17 protein-coding genes are annotated in these 16,609 nt (G+C 43.9%); 14 read left to right on the forward strand and 3 right to left on the reverse strand.

Going from position 1 to position 16,609, the window contains the following annotated elements; translation table 11 throughout:
• The first annotated feature begins 2 nt into the window (after positions 1 to 2).
• The 12 genes from D104_RS34120 to rpoS all read left to right on the forward strand — a co-directional run bounded on the left by D104_RS34120 (position 3) and on the right by rpoS (position 11,097).
• Positions 3 to 959: a PDR/VanB family oxidoreductase gene (locus D104_RS34120; protein WP_024025169.1), complete on the forward strand. Its 957-nt coding sequence runs from the start codon at positions 3 to 5 to the stop codon at positions 957 to 959.
• Between the two features lie 177 nt (positions 960 to 1,136).
• A complete protein-coding gene (locus D104_RS34125; protein WP_024025170.1) occupies positions 1,137 to 2,771 on the forward strand; it encodes a CTP synthase in 1,635 nt (544 codons plus the stop codon).
• Positions 2,772 to 2,822: 51 nt separating this feature from the next.
• Complete coding sequence (gene eno, locus D104_RS34130) at positions 2,823 to 4,124, forward strand: phosphopyruvate hydratase (protein ID WP_024025171.1); 1,302 nt, start codon at positions 2,823 to 2,825, stop codon at positions 4,122 to 4,124.
• Positions 4,125 to 4,235: 111 nt separating this feature from the next.
• The gene (locus tag D104_RS34135) at positions 4,236 to 4,514 is read left to right on the forward strand and encodes an FtsB family cell division protein (protein WP_024025172.1); all 279 of its coding nucleotides are present in this window, start codon (positions 4,236 to 4,238) and stop codon (positions 4,512 to 4,514) included.
• Positions 4,511 to 5,260 (forward strand): 2-C-methyl-D-erythritol 4-phosphate cytidylyltransferase, encoded by a 750-nt coding sequence (gene ispD / locus D104_RS34140; protein WP_024025173.1) that lies wholly within the window; start codon positions 4,511 to 4,513, stop codon positions 5,258 to 5,260. Before D104_RS34135 ends, ispD begins: the two co-directional genes overlap by 4 nt.
• A gap of 16 nt (positions 5,261 to 5,276) precedes the next feature.
• The gene (gene ispF, locus D104_RS34145; RefSeq protein ID WP_024025174.1) at positions 5,277 to 5,798 is read left to right on the forward strand and encodes a 2-C-methyl-D-erythritol 2,4-cyclodiphosphate synthase; all 522 of its coding nucleotides are present in this window, start codon (positions 5,277 to 5,279) and stop codon (positions 5,796 to 5,798) included.
• Complete coding sequence (gene truD / locus D104_RS34150; protein WP_024025175.1) at positions 5,795 to 6,892, forward strand: tRNA pseudouridine(13) synthase TruD; 1,098 nt, start codon at positions 5,795 to 5,797, stop codon at positions 6,890 to 6,892. Before ispF ends, truD begins: the two co-directional genes overlap by 4 nt.
• Positions 6,873 to 7,619, forward strand: coding sequence for a 5'/3'-nucleotidase SurE (gene surE / locus D104_RS34155; protein WP_024025176.1), 747 nt, complete (start codon positions 6,873 to 6,875; stop codon positions 7,617 to 7,619). Before truD ends, surE begins: the two co-directional genes overlap by 20 nt.
• A complete protein-coding gene (locus D104_RS34160; RefSeq protein ID WP_024025177.1) occupies positions 7,616 to 8,281 on the forward strand; it encodes a protein-L-isoaspartate(D-aspartate) O-methyltransferase in 666 nt (221 codons plus the stop codon). The genes surE and D104_RS34160 overlap by 4 nt, the downstream gene beginning before the upstream one ends.
• Positions 8,274 to 9,203: a DUF368 domain-containing protein gene (locus D104_RS34165; protein WP_024025178.1), complete on the forward strand. Its 930-nt coding sequence runs from the start codon at positions 8,274 to 8,276 to the stop codon at positions 9,201 to 9,203. Before D104_RS34160 ends, D104_RS34165 begins: the two co-directional genes overlap by 8 nt.
• A gap of 109 nt (positions 9,204 to 9,312) precedes the next feature.
• Entirely contained in the window at positions 9,313 to 10,080 is a 768-nt protein-coding gene (locus D104_RS34170) for a peptidoglycan DD-metalloendopeptidase family protein (protein ID WP_235075957.1), read from the forward strand.
• A 27-nt stretch (positions 10,081 to 10,107) separates the two neighbouring features.
• Positions 10,108 to 11,097 (forward strand): RNA polymerase sigma factor RpoS, encoded by a 990-nt coding sequence (gene rpoS, locus D104_RS34175; RefSeq protein ID WP_024025180.1) that lies wholly within the window; start codon positions 10,108 to 10,110, stop codon positions 11,095 to 11,097.
• 75 nt (positions 11,098 to 11,172) lie between these two features.
• Here rpoS and D104_RS34180 read toward each other — a convergent pair whose 3' ends face one another.
• Positions 11,173 to 12,624 (reverse strand): AhpA/YtjB family protein, encoded by a 1,452-nt coding sequence (locus tag D104_RS34180; RefSeq protein ID WP_024025181.1) that lies wholly within the window; start codon positions 12,622 to 12,624, stop codon positions 11,173 to 11,175.
• Between the two features lie 290 nt (positions 12,625 to 12,914).
• On the opposite strand from D104_RS34180, the gene serB reads away from it, so the two are divergent.
• Positions 12,915 to 13,823 carry a phosphoserine phosphatase SerB gene (gene serB / locus D104_RS34185; protein WP_024025182.1) on the forward strand — a complete coding sequence of 303 codons (909 nt, stop codon included), beginning with the start codon at positions 12,915 to 12,917 and terminating at the stop codon, positions 13,821 to 13,823.
• A gap of 142 nt (positions 13,824 to 13,965) precedes the next feature.
• Entirely contained in the window at positions 13,966 to 14,886 is a 921-nt protein-coding gene (locus D104_RS34190; protein WP_024025183.1) for a LysR family transcriptional regulator, read from the forward strand.
• Between the two features lie 14 nt (positions 14,887 to 14,900).
• Here D104_RS34190 and D104_RS34195 read toward each other — a convergent pair whose 3' ends face one another.
• A complete protein-coding gene (locus D104_RS34195; protein WP_024025184.1) occupies positions 14,901 to 15,326 on the reverse strand; it encodes a hypothetical protein in 426 nt (141 codons plus the stop codon).
• Positions 15,327 to 15,412: 86 nt separating this feature from the next.
• Complete coding sequence (locus tag D104_RS34200) at positions 15,413 to 16,606, reverse strand: molybdopterin molybdotransferase MoeA (protein ID WP_024025185.1); 1,194 nt, start codon at positions 16,604 to 16,606, stop codon at positions 15,413 to 15,415.
• Between the last annotated feature and the right edge of the window lie 3 nt (positions 16,607 to 16,609).

Genomic DNA, 16,609 nt, shown 5'->3' on the forward strand with positions numbered 1-16,609 from the left:
AGATGATATCTGTATTGGTTAGAAATGTTGTAACGGAAGCGCAAGATGTTGTTCGTTTGGTGCTAGGGAGCGCAGACGGTTCCGCTTTACCCACGTTTGAAGCGGGCGCGCATATTGATGTGCATCTGCCCAGCGGTTTGATTCGCCAGTATTCATTATGCCGACTGCAGGTTGATGCTCAGTATTATGAAATTGCCGTATTAAAAGACCCTCAATCAAGAGGCGGCTCGGCGGAAATTCATCAATTAAAAATCGGCGATGCAGTATCTATTAGTGCGCCGAAAAATCATTTTTCCTTGGTGGATAATAAGCGTAAAAGTCTGTTGGTTGCAGGTGGTATTGGGGTCACGCCAATGTTGCCAATGGCACAACAATTACAAAAAATGGGGCGCCCGTTTGAATTTCATTATTGTGCAAAATCACCCGAAACCGCGGCATTTTCATCGGCGTTGAACGACGCCTCCTTTTCAACCAATATGCATTTTCATTATAGCCAAGTGCCGGGCTCTGGTCGCATGGATGTAGTGAATGTCTTGTCTCGACATACTTTTGATTCTGAGCTGTACATTTGTGGGCCGGCCGCGTTTATCCATGATGTTTTGCAACAAGCAAAAATGCTTGGTTGGCCGGAAGATCGTTTGCACCGTGAATTTTTTTCGGCTCCAGCACTTGATGAAGCCATCACTGAAAATTCGGCTTTCCAAGTAAAAGTTCGCAGCTCGGGCGCGCTGTATGATGTGGCGGCGGATGAAAGTGTTTTTGAGGTGTTAGATAGAAACGGTGTTTTTGTCGCTGTTTCTTGCGAATCTGGCGTGTGTGGAACCTGTCAAACGGGTTTGATTGAAGGAATTCCAGATCATCGAGATGTCTTTTTGACGGACAAGGAAAAAGCGCAAGGAAAGTGGTTTATGCCCTGTTGTTCGCGATCGAAATCACCCATCTTAGAATTGGACTTGTAGTCGTGTGTTAATGCGCTTCATATTGCCCAGATTCAAATCTTTCACTCAACGCAAAACAACTGTGTTTTACATTGAGTGAAAGGGCTTCCGATGGTATTATTTTCTCCCGTCTAGAAGGCGCATTTATATGCGTGTTCAAATCTCATATTTTCATATTTTAAGGCGGGTTAAACACTCATGGCGACACGATATATCTTCGTTACAGGCGGTGTAGTTTCATCTCTTGGTAAAGGCTTGGCAGCCGCATCTCTGGCGGCCATCCTAGAATCTCGTGGTCTAAAAGTCACCATGCTAAAGCTAGATCCCTACATCAACGTGGATCCTGGCACCATGAGTCCTTTCCAGCACGGTGAAGTCTATGTTACTGAAGACGGCGCCGAAACGGATCTCGATCTTGGCCATTACGAGCGTTTCATCTCCACTAAAATGGGCAAGCGCAACAACTTCACCAGTGGTCGTGTTTATCAGCATGTTCTTAAAAAAGAACGTCGTGGTGAATACCTAGGTGGCACTGTTCAGGTTATTCCTCATATTACCGATGAAATCAAACGCCGTGTTCTTTCTGGTGCCGAAGGTGCCGATGTCGCGTTGGTTGAAATCGGCGGTACCGTTGGTGACATCGAGTCGCAACCTTTCTTAGAAGCCGTTCGTCAGTTAAAAGTAGAGCTTGGTCCACGTCGTGCGTTGTTTATGCATTTGACGCTTGTGCCTTATATTCGCACTGCCGGTGAAACCAAAACTAAGCCAACTCAGCATTCTGTTAAAGAACTTCGTTCAATTGGTATTCAGCCAGACATTCTTGTTTGTCGTTCTGAGGTGTCTATTGAAGCGCCAGAACGTAAGAAAATAGCGTTGTTTACCAGCGTTGAAGAGCGCGCGGTTATTTCACTTCCTGATGCAGACACCATTTACCGCATTCCACAAATGTTGAACGACCAAGGTTTAGACAGCTTGATCGTTGAATACTTTAATTTAGACTGCGATATGCCAGATTTAGAAATTTGGAATAAAGTTACTCAAGCTAAATTGAATCCAGAAAAGCAAGTTAACATCGCCATGGTTGGTAAATACATGGAGTTGTTGGATGCGTATAAATCCTTGATTGAAGCCATGGATCACGCTGGTATTCATGCGCGCACAAAAGTAAAACTGCATTACATCGATTCTGAAAGTATCGAAGAAAATGGCACCGAAGCGCTAAAAGGAATGGACGCGATATTGGTTCCTGGTGGTTTTGGAGAGCGTGGTGTAGAAGGTAAAATATTAACGGCTCAGTATGCTCGTGAAAACAAAGTGCCTTATTTAGGTATTTGTTTGGGCATGCAGGTAGCGGTTATCGAATTTGCTCGTAATGTAGCAAAGTTAGCCGGTGCTCACAGTACCGAGTTTAATTTAAAAGCAGAGAACCCAGTCGTTGGTCTGATTACAGAATGGACCAATGCAGAGGGTTCCAAGGAAATCCGGTCAGAGGAATCCGATCTAGGTGGCACGATGCGTCTTGGCGCGCAGAACTGTAATCTTACTGAAGGCACGAAAGCCATCAGTGCTTACGGCAAAGCGGTGATTACCGAACGTCATCGTCATCGTTATGAAGTGAACAACTTTTATGTTGAAGGGTTAGAAAAAGCAGGTCTGACGATTTCAGGTCGTTCAGAAGACAATTCTTTGGTTGAGATGATAGAAATTGCGGATCACCCATGGTTTGTTGCTTGTCAGTTCCACCCTGAGTTCACTTCAACACCGAGATATGGACACGGCCTGTTCAGTGCTTTTGTTCATGCGGCATTGAAATACGCAGGAAAAGAAAAATAAGTAGAGCAAACAGGCAGTTTGTGATTTTTCATTTATTTTAAGAGGTTTGTTATGAGTCAGATCGTTGATATCAAAGCCAGAGAAGTTCTTGATTCTCGTGGTAACCCTACCGTTGAAGCTGATGTTATTTTGGCCGACGGCTCTGTAGGTTCAGCGTGTGCACCGTCTGGTGCCTCTACCGGTTCTCGTGAAGCTTTAGAATTGCGTGATGGCGACAAAAGTCGCTATTTAGGCAAAGGTGTATTAAAAGCGGTTGCGGCTGTAAATGGTCCAATCCGTGATGCTTTGATCGGCAAAAGTGCGCTTGCTCAAGGCGAACTTGATCAAATCATGATTGATCTTGATGGCACTGAAAATAAATCTACGTTTGGCGCGAACGCTATTTTGGCGGTTTCTTTGGCAGCGGCGAAAGCGGCAGCGATTTCTAAGAAAGTTCCATTGTATGCTCACATTGCAGACATTAACGGAACGCCAGGCGTTTATTCTATGCCTGTACCAATGATGAACATCATCAATGGTGGCGAGCATGCAGACAACAACGTTGATATTCAAGAATTCATGATTCAGCCTGTTGGTGCGCCAAACTTCCGTGAAGCATTACGTTACGGCGCTGAGATATTTCATGCGCTGAAAAAAGTATTGAGCGATCGTGGTCTAAGTACTGCGGTTGGTGATGAAGGTGGTTTTGCACCCGATTTGTCTTCTAATGCCGAAGCACTGGCGGTTATTAAAGAAGCGGTTGCCGCGGCTGGTTATGAACTAGGTAAAGACATCACATTGGCGATGGATTGTGCGGCGTCTGAGTTCTACGACAAAGAAGCCAACATTTACGATCTTAAAGGTGAAGGTAAGAAATTCACTTCAGAAGAGTTCAACCTTTTCTTGCAAGATCTAACGAAGCAATACCCAATCGTTTCTATCGAAGATGGTCTTGACGAGTCTGACTGGGATGGTTTCGCACACCAGACAAAACTAATGGGCGATAAAATTCAATTAGTGGGTGACGATCTGTTCGTAACCAACACTAAGATTCTTAAGCGTGGTATCGACAATGGTATTGCGAACTCAATTTTAATCAAGTTTAACCAAATCGGTTCTTTAACCGAAACGTTAGCGGCGATTAAAATGGCCAAAGACGCTGGTTTTACGGTTGTTATTTCTCACCGTTCTGGTGAAACAGAAGATGCGACGATTGCCGATCTTGCGGTTGGTACGGCGGCGGGTCAAATCAAAACGGGTTCTTTGTGCCGTTCTGACCGTGTTGCTAAATACAACCAATTGCTACGAATTGAAGAGCAACTTGGTGGTAAAGCGCCATATAAAGGTCTTTCTGAGATCAAAGGTCAGGCATAATTTTGCCTTGATTTAAAAAAGGGAGAACTTAGTTCTCCCTTTTTTTATGTTTTTTTTATTCATTTCCTTTGATAATAGGGAGTGTATTTTTCTTCGGTCATTGAGGGTGTTATGGCGCGTTTGTTATTGGTCTTTTTTGTCTGTGCCATTGGCTATCAATCCTATCATCTGTACTTTGGTGAGCAGGGCGTTAAGCGCCAAGAAGAATTGGCAAAACAAATTGCTTATCAAGAACGTATTAACCTGCGTTTAAAACACCGTAACCAAGCGCTGAGAGCGCAAGTTCACGATCTTCGATTGGGTGAAGAAGCGGTGGAAGAGCATGTTCGAACGGAGCTTCAATATATAAAAGACGGTGAAGTTTTTTACCGAATGGTGAATAAAAAATGATTCAGCCTTTGTGGGTGATTATTCCCGCCGCTGGCGTGGGTCAGCGTATGCAAGCAAAGTGTCCTAAACAGTATTTGTCTCTGGCTGGCCAAACCATTTTAGATCGCACCATCGAAATTTTTATATCACATCCGCTAGTGTGTGGTGTGTTGATTGGTATTGGGGAGGGCGATGCGTATTGGCCTGACTCCAAATGGTACGATCATGAAGACGTTCGTATTTTTGTGGGCGGAAAAGAGCGCAGTGATACGGTTCAAAAAGGCTTGCGTAGTTTGTCCAAAATACTCGATAGCGAGCAACATGACGTTTTAGTTCATGATGCCGCTCGCCCTTTATTAACCCGTGCCGCATTAGACCGAATCATTACACATCGATCTGCACAAGGTTCAATTTTAGCGATGCCGGTGAAAGACACAGTAAAACGACAGCTCGCGGATAAGGCGTTGGTGGAATCGACATTGGATCGACGCGTCATTTGGTTGGCTCAAACACCGCAAAAATTCCCCCAGAAAGCGCTGCTAAACGCATTGGAAAAAGCGGAGCATGATGGAATGGCGGTCACTGACGAATGTTCAGCAATGGAATATGTTGGCTGGCATCCTGATCTTGTTATGGGGGAAAGCAGTAATATTAAGGTGACGTTACCCGAAGACTTGTTGATTGCTGAAGCGCTTTTCTCGTATCTTTTAGAAACAAATCTTTTGAATTCAACCGGTTCGAATTCAAATCGTGAGTGCAATTCATAGCACAGGAGTAATTATCATGATGCCGTTTCGTATTGGCCATGGTTTTGATGTACATAAATTTGGTGAAGGCGATCATATTGTCTTGGGTGGAGTTTCAATCCCATATTCACACGGGCTGATTGCACATTCAGATGGTGACGTGGCGTTGCACGCGTTAACAGACGCCTTGTTAGGTGCGGCTGCGCTGGGCGATATTGGAAAGCACTTTCCTGATACGGATGTGGCTTTTGCAGGTGCAGACAGCCGAGTTTTATTGAAACGTGCCTATCAAGAAATTCAAGCACTGGGTTTTTGTGTTGGTAATGTTGATGTCACTATTATTGCGGAAGCCCCTAAAATGCGGCCTTATATTGATGCGATGCGAGCAAATATAGCCGAAGATTTAGCGGTAGATATTAGTGCCGTGAACGTGAAAGCAACGACGACGGAAAAGCTTGGCTTTACGGGTCGTAAAGAAGGCATTGCGGTTGAAGCAGTTGCGCTTATTTTCAAACAAGCTCAATTCAATCAAGCACTTATAAATCAAGGTAATGTATGAATACCGATTGGCGATACGCTTGGTCTAAGCCTACTGTGACAGGGGATCTGAAAACCCATGTGCAAGACTTCTATGTTGAAGAACAGCTAGGGTTCGAGCCCGATGATAAAGGCGAGTTTTTTTTTGTTTTTATTGAAAAGCAAGGTGTGAACACCGATTTTTTGGCAAAACGCTTGGCTCAAATGGCTGGAATTGCGCCGAATAAAGTAACATACAGCGGTGTCAAAGACCGTCATGCTTGTACTCGTCAGTGGTTCTGTTTGCATGTGCTGAATCAAGAGCCGGACTTTTCAAATATCCAAGAAGCGTTTAGAGAGCCGGAAAGTGTACGGATTGTTGCGCAATTACGCCATTCTAAAAAACTTCGTACTGGCACGCATTTGGCGAATCGTTTTGTGATCCGTTTGCGTGAGGTTACAGGGGATCTAGACGAACTGGAAGGTCGTTTAAATCTCATAAAACAAGGTGGTGTGCCTAATTATTATGGGCCACAACGCTTTGGCATAAACGGTAATAATTTGCACCACGGCAAAGACTTTGTCTTAAAAGGGCGGCAAAGTCGCCGTAAATTGGCCAAGACAGAATCTTTTTGGTTATCGGCTATTCGCTCTTGGTGCTTCAATGAAGCATTGAGCGATCAAGTTGAAAATGGCATGTGGATGCGCTTATGTGATGGTGACATTGCTCAATTTCAGCATAAAGATGAGCAATTTCGTGTCAAAGAGGTTGGTGCTTTGATGCATCTTAAAGTCATGCATGGTGAGATAAGCCCGGTATTGCCTTTGATTAGTGACGGTTGGGAAGCTGGAACAGGGCCACAACGTGAATCGGCTATTAAGTCGTCATTGTCTGATTCTGACAGTATGGAGTTGGTGGATGCGCTCATTGCATTCGATCTCTCAAGAGACAGCCGCTTAGCGCGTCTTGTGCCAATGAACATGGCGTGGGAATTGCTAAGAGAGAGTGAAGAGAATGCGCAATTGATCGTGGAATTCTCGTTAACAAAAGGGTGTTTTGCGACCAGTATTCTACGCGAAATGATTGATTTCACGGATAAGTCAGCAGAGAAATATCATGAGAGTGTTGATCGCTAACGATGACGGCCTTGATGCAGTTGGTATACAAACGCTTGCTCAACGATTGCAGCAAGAATATGACATTTTAGTCGTTGCGCCGGATCGGAATCGTAGCGGCGCGAGCAACTCCTTAACCTTGACGCGTCCATTGCAGCCGGTAAAAGTGGCGAATAATCAATATCGTGTCGACGGCACGCCAACGGATTGTGTCAATTTGGCGTTATCTGGAATGATAGATGGCGACGTCGATGTGGTTGTTTCGGGGATTAATCACGGCGCGAATCTCGGAGACGATGTTATTTATTCTGGGACCGTTGCGGCAGCGATGGAGGCTCGTCATTTGGGTCGACCCGCGTTGGCGGTTTCTCTGGTTGGAAATCGATATTTTGAGACGGCTGCTGAAGTGGTTGTTCGGCTATTGGCGGATGCTCATACATTGGCGTTGCCAACGGGCATTTTACTCAATGTAAATGTGCCTGATGTGCCTTATAGTGAACTAAAAGGCATACGGGTTACTCGCCTTGGGTACCGGCACAAAGCGCAAGCTCCTATTTCAGCCCAGCACCCTAGAGGTTTACCCAGCTTTTGGATTGGTGCCTTATCTGAGCCGCATGATGCTTCGGAAGGAACTGACTTTTGTGCGGTCAAAAACGGGTATGTTTCTATTACACCGATTCATACGGATATGACGTGTTATGACGTAAAATCTCCGCTTGAAAAATGGACCGACACTGTCACCTTATGAGCCAACATGATCTAAATTGGTTAGTCACGCACACTGAGCCAAAAGCATCGAATATGATTCAACAGCTTAGAGCGCACGGCATTACTCATGAAGAGCTGTTGGCCTTAATGGGTAACCTTCCTCGGCATCAGTTTGTCGAACCGGCCTTTTCACATTTGGCCTACTCTGCGACGCCTCTTCCAATTGGTCGAAGCCAAACCATCAGTCAGCCGCTTACGGTGGCGCGTATGAGTGAGTGGCTTTTAACGCACGCTCGCCTTGGTCGAGTATTGGAAATTGGGACAGGGTCGGGTTATCAAACGCGAATATTGGCGCACTTTTTTAATAAAGTTCACACTGTTGAGCGTCATCAGACTTTGCATTTACAAGCCAAAGATCGCTTGTCATCAATGGGCGTTAATAATGTTGAGTACCTTTTTGGTGATGGTCAGGCAGGTTGGCCAAATAAAGTAGAAATGGACGCGGTTATTATTACCGCCATGGCGAGTAAAATTCCATTGGCGTTGACCAGCTGTCTTAAGCAGCAAGGTATTTTGATTATGCCAATTGATCACCCAAGCCCACAGATTGGCTGTTGGCGCAAAGAAGGGGATCGTTGGAAGTGTTTAGGAACAGAAGCCGCGTCTTTTGTCCCTTTATTAGAAGGAATGGAACATGCCTAAATGGCTGAAAGTGTATTTGAGTGGTGTATTAATGGGCGCCGCAGACGTGGTGCCCGGTGTTTCTGGCGGCACGATTGCTTTTATTGTCGGTGTCTATGATCGATTAATTGCTGCGTTAAGCGGCGTCAATAAAACCAGTTTTAGCTTGTTGATGAAAGGCGATATAAAGGCGCTCTGGCGGCATTTTGATGGGGCTTTTTTATTGCCGTTGGGTGCGGGTATTGTTACGAGTATCTTTTTGATAGCGGGCCTTATTACGCACCTATTGGCCGTGTATCCATTGTATTTATGGAGCTTCTTCTTTGGTCTTATTTTGGCGTCTGCTTATTTCTTAATTAATCAGATTGAAGATTTTTCAGTACGACATCTTGGCGGGCTTATTGTTGGTGTTGTACTCGGGGCGAGTCTGTCATTACTGGTTCCAACGCAATTAAATACGTCACTATTGATGGTCTTTTTCTCCGGTATGATCGCTATTTGCGCGATGATATTGCCTGGTATATCGGGCAGTTTTTTATTACTGATGATGGGGATGTACGGATTTATTTTAACCGCCGTAAAGAGTGTTGATATTGCGGTGATTTTGGTTTTTTCAGCGGGTGCATTACTGGGCTTATTAAGTTTTTCTAAGATTCTTCACTACCTACTTGGTCATGTTCGCTCAATGACATTAACGTTTCTAACTGGGGTTATGTTAGGTGCGTTAGTGAAAGTGTGGCCATGGAAAATTACGGATACGTGGAGTGTCATTGGCCATAAAAAAATGCCATTAGAAGAGCATTTAGTTCTACCTTGGGGCTATCCTAACTTCTATTGGGTGACCGATTTCTTACTTCCTATCGCCTTTATTTTTATAGGCTTTCTGAGTGTTATTCTTATTTCTTACATATTTTTACGAAATTCGACAAATAGTAATAATTGATTTGGATTGAATTTTAGGGACAAAAATTATTTCTAACCAGACCTTTAAATGTCATGATTTTTTATCGTTTGCTTGGCTTACAAGCAGACTCATTTTTTTGTGTCTTTTATTGACGGGTTGCTCTTATGAAATATTGCATTATTCCGCGAAAAGCAACGGAACCTATGCGTCAAATAATGCCAGCGTTTCATCCATTCCTTCTTCAGGTGTACATCGTGTTCAAAGCGGTGAGACCTTGTTCTCTATCGCTTTTCGGTACGGTTTAGACTATCGGGAGCTTGCCGATTCAAACCGAATTGATGCGCCTTACATCATTTATCCGAAACAAAAAATCCGTCTTACAGGGACGCAGAAATCGACCGCTGTTAGTGCCGATAATTCAATTGAAAAAGAAGTACAAAATGATGCAAATGTCAAAAAAATAGCATCAAATCCCACTCCTGTTGTCATCCCAAAAAGCGCTAAAACGGTACCAAAAAATGACACGAGAAATGAAAAAATATCTGGCGATTGGGCTTGGCCTGTTGATGGTCAAGTCGCTAGGGGGTTTTCAAATACAGGTGTTAGTAGTAAAGGTATAGACATCAAGGCTAGTCAAGGAGCATTGGTAAAAGCCGCTGCAGATGGAACCGTTGTTTACGCAGGTAGTGGGCTAATTGGATATGGGAATCTTGTTATCGTGAAGCACAACGATGTTTATCTAAGTGCTTACGCGTACAACGAAAGAATTTTAGTTAAAGAAAAACAAAATGTTCGAGCAGGCGATTCTCTTGCTGTTATTGGCGGCAAAGGGAATGATAGGCCGTTACTTCACTTTGAGGTTCGTCGTGATGGTCAGCCGATCGATCCGCTAGATGTTTTACCCAAGCAAAATTAAACGATTTTAGCGTTTTAAGGAGGGGTCATGAAGTTGGCAAACATGGATAAAGAATCAGTAAAAGTTCCAAATACAACAGATTTTGATCTTGATGACTATGCAGATGAAGAGCTGGCAGAGCAAGAATTTGAATCCGCAGTAAATGCTCGTTATGCAGAGGCAGATACAAGCCGCAATCTTGATGTAACTCAGCTGTATTTGAGTGAGATTGGCTTTTCCCCACTGCTAACAGCAGAAGAGGAGGTGTATTTTTCTCGCCTTTCACTGAAAGGTGATGAGAAGGCGCGTAAGCGCATGATAGAAAGTAACCTACGTTTGGTGGTGAAAATATCCCGTCGTTATCTAAATCGAGGGCTGTCGCTGCTGGACCTTATTGAAGAGGGTAACCTTGGATTAATCCGCGCGGTTGAGAAGTTCGATCCAGAACGAGGTTTCCGTTTTTCTACCTACGCGACGTGGTGGATACGACAAACGATAGAACGCGCGATCATGAATCAAACTCGAACCATTCGTTTGCCGATTCATGTTGTAAAAGAGCTAAATGTGTATTTACGAGCGGCTCGTGAGTTAACACAGAAACTGGATCACGAACCGAGCGCAGAAGAAATCGCTGAAATGCTAGATTGTCCTGTCGAAGATGTGCAGAAGATGCTTGGCTTAAATGAAAAAGTCAGTTCGATTGATGCGACCTTTGGCGGAGAGAATAACGATAAAAGCTTAGTGGAAATTCTGGCAGATACTATTCACCAAGGCCCAGAAGCAGATCGCCAAGATGGTGATGTATTGCATAGCATTGAGTTGTGGCTTGATGAGTTGAGTGAAAAACAATGTGAAGTAATTACACGCCGCTTTGGACTGCGTGGGCATGAAGCGAGTACGTTGGAACATGTCGGTGCTGAAATTGGTTTGACGCGTGAGCGTGTTCGCCAGATTCAGGTAGAGGCATTGCGTAAATTACGTATGATCATGGATAAGGAAGGCCTGTCATTGGACGATGTTATCCGCTTCGATGATTAATTAAATTACGACATCCGAAATAAAAAAAGACCCGTTTTTTAACGGGTCTTTTTTTGAATTTCTAATAATTGGCTTTTACTGTGTGGTTTCTTCTTGTTCTGGCTTGGTGATATCAATTATGTGTTGATGTATGCGCTGCTTGTATTTATCAGACATGCCTTTTACTTCATACGCCAACACTTCTTTTTCGCCATCTTCAATTATCTCTGGAAGGCTGGTAAAAACACGATTTTGTATGTGAGAAAGGGTAAATATGTCATCACTAATGACCAGCTTGTTAATGCTTTTTGTCAGTCTTAATTGATCAACATCGCTTAATAGCGACTCGATTTTTTGCGGCTCAAAATGATTTTCTTTTACCATGTTAGTGATGAGTGTATTGCCTTGATGAAGCCCTAGGTGAAAATTAAGTTTTGGAATGTCTTTATAGAGCTCATTCTCCAGTAACTTATCCATTAGGCCGAGGAAGAGTTGAGCGGTACTTACGGCGTTAAGGTAAAGGTTATCCTCGCAGGTTTGAGCGCTGAACAGTATGACGGCGGAGTCGTTTTTGTATTGATGGACTTGGCCTAAATACACTTCGCTGGCTTGAAAAATGGCTCGGTAAATAGGGGTTAATAAGTTGGCCACTTGCAATGGTGTCATGTCTTCATGCCATTTCTCTATATTGAGAATGTCAAAATAGAGAACACAACTGCGTTGTTTAGATTCTTCAAATATGGCGTCAAAATTGATTTCAAACTGTGCTTTCTTAATGGCGGCCGCTGTATCTAGGTCTTTTTCAGGGTCTGCTTTAGGTGTTTTTTCGACGACGTCTTTAGGCTGTTTTAAAGCTTGTATTGCGGCAACCGCATCATGTAGCGCTTTTGCCTCTTTATAAATTGGTGTAGCCAAAGGAGCTTTTTTTCGACTTTTACTGTAGATCAGTAAAGCGGAGGTCGCGTCATTAATGGGGGCAAAGAGCCATTTTGTTATCAATATAATGAGCAGTAGCGCAATGGTGCTGATAAAAATAGCGACACCAATTAAAAGGTGATTCAGGTGTTGTAAGGTAGCTTGAGCGGGCGTCTTATCCAAAGTGATTAAGACATGGCCGACTATTTCGTCTCTGAATTTTATACTTGAACTGTAAACACGTCGCTTATCATTGGGACGAAAATCTTGCTCTGATTGCATTCCCGCGCTACCGCTGTCGGCTTCTGCAAGGAGCTCATCTTTTTTATTGTAGACTCTCGCACTCAAAATATTGTCATCAACGACCAAGCGATTGAGCAATACGTTTAAACTTAATAAATCGTTGGTGAGAATAGACTGTGTGGCATTGAAGGCGGCTTGAGTTGCTAAACTGCTACCTAGCACTTCTGTTTGTTGTGATAGATAGTTACCCAATGCGTGTGTCATTGTGTACCAAAAAATACACACAGTCAGAATCATCAATGAAATAAAGGTGGCAACGGTGACGACAGATGCGCTTAATTTTTTACGCATGAAAGCGCTAATCGTCTTCGTTTTTGGTTGGGTGTCCATTCACTTCCTTTGGAATAACTTGTAGAACAATGGCTAAAGTATACACGAGACTTTTACACGACTTCCGTGCTTGCCAATACTTTGTTAAAAATAGACTTAAAAACCTTATTTATAAATCATAAGCGCCGTTTATGTCTATTTTTCCCTTATCGCAGAGCCACTCATGGCTTTGTTAAAAATGTCTCTATACATCATAACGGCCGTTTTCTGAATTCTTTAAAGTAGAACAGGTGCTTAGCGAAAAGAAAACGATTTGCTATAGTAGGCGTCTTATTGAATTAGGAGCGTTTATGTCTGCCAGTATTACTCTTATGGGTTCTTTTACTCCTGTATACCTTGATCAATTCAGCGCCTGGTTAGACGAGCGTGAAATGAGCGGAAAACCTCGTACTTTGACAGACCATCAAGACTTGGTGATCGTTGTACAGTTCATGTTAGACCACGAAATGGCAGACGATGCTTTGTTACGCGCAGAGCTATTGACCTTATCGGACGAGACCGGAATCGATCATATATATCAATCGACTATGCTGGACATCCATGCGTCAGGCGTGGCGGTGTTTGATATGGATTCCACCTTGATTAAAGCAGAAGTGATGGATGAGCTGGCCGTCGACGCCGGTATTGGCGAGCAAATTTCTGCCGTGACGGCGAGTGCCATGCGTGGCGAAATTGACTTTGTTGACAGTTTCGTTCAACGGTTGGCATTGCTAAAAGGCTTGAGTAGCGAGGTCATGGACGGAGTGTACAACCGGATTCAGCCTATGGATGGAATATCCACCTTAATGACCGTGCTGCATCATTATGGTTGGCATACGGCGATTTTATCGGGGGGGTTTACGTATTTTGCGGATCGAGTTCAGGCGGAATATGGTATGACAGAAGTGCATGCTAACGTTTTAGAAATACAAAATGGGGTATTAACTGGAAAACACCTTGGTGCGATTGTGGATGGCGAACGTAAGAAGCGTTTATTAACCGATATTGTTGAGAAGCAGAGTGTAGACTGGAAACAAACGATCGCCTGTGGTGACGGAGCCAATGATTTATTAATGTTGAATCAAGCCGCTTTAGGCGTGGCTTTACATGCAAAGCCGTTGGTGCGAAAGCAGGCGCCGTGCCCGATGAATAATCTAGGTTTAGAAGGGGTTTTGTATTTGTTGGGTATGAATTCCGCTGAGATTCGCGCACTCAGTTAATTTGATTGCACCACAGTCTGCGGCTCTTATTAATGTTATCTGGTTGTTTTTTGTACGAAATGGCAGAGACTGCTATTGTCATCTCTAAAAGCTTGTTATGATTCTCTGTTATAACTATAACAAGCTTGGCTGAGGTGTTACTTTGTCAGAAATAAGATTGTCTGATATTGATTTAAACTTACTGTATGTTTTTCAGGTTTTAATTGAAGAACTGAATGTAACGAAAGCCGCAACGCGTCTAAGTGTGTCCCAGCCAGCGGTCAGTCGTTCTCTCTCTCGATTGCGAGATGTGTTTGATGATCCATTGTTTATCCGTACTTCCCATGGTCTCTCTGCAACCTCGAAGACAATGAGCCTAGCACCGCTTTTGGCGGATACGTTAAAGGGGCTCGAAAGTCTGATCCAGCCGAGTGAATTCAACCCGAAAACCAGCAAACGTCGTTTCACCCTGTCAACAACCGACTTTGGGACCTTGACGGTTTTGCCTAAAATCCTCGATCAATTTCGTCATGAAGCTCCTGACGCCATTCTGGATGTTAAATCTTGGAATGAAGATATGGTGACGGAGTTGGATCAAAGCAGTATTGATGTCGCGGTTGCTGTTTTATCAAAAGAGCCTCCTGCTGCGATTCGCGCCATGCGTTTAAAAAGCGACCAAATGGTGTGTTTGGCACGTAAAAATCATTCAGATATTCAAGGTGTTTTGACACTGGACAGCTATTTAAAAGCCAGTCATGTGCAAGTGGTATTGGGTCGACGTGAATATTTTGCCGTGGATCGAGAGCTGGATAAAATGGGTCATAAGCGACACGTATCTGTGCACTTACCCAACTTTGTTCCGGCTGCTAGAGTAGTAATGGGCAGTGATTTATTGCTCACGGTGCCAAGGCTATTTGCGGAAGATATGGTAGAAACTGTCTCAGAAATCGTACTGCATGAGCTGCCTTTCATCACTCGCGAGTTTGATTATTCTATGATTTGGCATGAGCGTTTTCAGCACGATGCCGCACACGTTTGGTTTAGAGGGCTATTAAGACAAGCTTTCTTAGATGCTTCGATTTGATTTTGAAACGCTTATCAAGCTGGGCTTGATAAGCGAGTAATCCATTCTTTTGTTAACACTTCAACAAGGCTATAGCGCCTTAGCTTCATTGCTTCTTCTAAATTCACGAAACTCTCTTCTAAATAGTCATGCAAAATTTTATCTCGTAACACCACAAGAAATTTAATTTGCTCAGCCTGTTCATAGGTGACGTCTTTATTCAAGACGAGTGCGTTGAGTACCTCTTTTCGAGAGGATATGTCGGTTTTATAGTGATGCTTCAAAACGTATCGCGCAAGATCAAGCATGGACGCTACGAGCAATTGAAAGGAATGCTCAATCACCATAATTTCATCTTTGGTGTATTGAATGGAGGCGGACCTTTTTCTAAAAGTGTCAAGGCGCTTAATCATCGCGTGTTGATGGTCATAAAGGGAGGTTTCCCATTCAACGTCTCTCATGCTTTTTACCTTCTAATAAGAAAAAGTAGCATCACAGGTTTGTGACGCTACTTTTAGTTTAGATGAGTTATTTGAAAAGGGTTACGCTAGAAAGCGGAGAAAGGATAAAAAGAATAAGAACAACCATATTCAATCTGAGTGTTTGTTTTTACATGCAGGTAGCCTTGGCTTTCACAAGCCGCTAACAGCGCGCCAGAGCTTTGTTGAGCGTGGGCGTAAGCTAACCCATCATCGCCTATAGAAACGCGTATGAACTCATCTCGCTGAATGGTTTTTGTGCGATTAAAGCCCGCATCAACAAGATAAGATGTAGGTGATTCCGCGATCTGGCCTGAACAAACAGACAGTAGCAAACGAGCAAACCAATGGTAAGTGACTAAGGTGGAGCTTGGATTGCCCGGTAGACCTAAGAAAGGAATGCCTTTTAATGTGGCATGAACAAGAGGTTTTCCTGGTTTAATGGCAATTTTCCATAAATGCACTTTACCAAGCTTTTCTAACGCGTCTTTTACGTGATCTTCTTCGCCGACGGAAACGCCGCCAGAGGATAAAATCACATCACAAGATTCAATGAGCTTTTCGAGCGCGTCTTCGGTTGCTTCAGGTGTATCAACAGCATGCAGGCAGAGCGCAACTTGGTGTCCGGCTTGGGTAACCAGTGCGTTCAGCATGGGCCCATTGGAATTGAAAATCTGCCCTTCTTTTAGCGTTTCACCGGCCGGTACGAGCTCATCCCCGGTCGTAAGAATCCCCACTCGTAATGGTTTGTAGACGGTGATTCTTGTTAAGCCAAGGCTGGAAAGGAGCCCGATGTGCATAGGCGTAATTTTCTCTCCCGCTTTTACAACGGTTTGACCCGCTTGCATGTCTTGTCCCTTGGGGCGAATGTTGTCACCTTTGAAGGGTTGCTGGGTAAAAATAACCGTATCGCCGGTTTGTTGGGCATCTTCTTGCATAATGACGCAATCCGCGCCATTTGGAATCGTGGCACCAGTGAAAATGCGAGCACATGTACCAGGTTCCAGAGCGTCTGCTTTTTGTCCAGCAGGAATGCGTTGGCTTATTTTAAATGGTTTGCTGTCTTGCCAATCATCACAAGCGAGCGCGTAGCCGTCCATTGCACTGTTGTCGTGAGGCGGTACAGAAATATCCGCGACAATGTCTTTTGCAAGCACTCTCCCGAGCGCATTAGATAATGCGGTAGTCTGTGTTTCTACGCACACTGTGGCGCTGTGTTTGATCTCTTGTAATGCCTCTTCAAAAGCGAGCAAAGTCGACATATT

The organism is Marinomonas profundimaris, from assembly GCF_000508165.1.
Classification (GTDB): domain Bacteria; phylum Pseudomonadota; class Gammaproteobacteria; order Pseudomonadales; family Marinomonadaceae; genus Marinomonas; species Marinomonas profundimaris.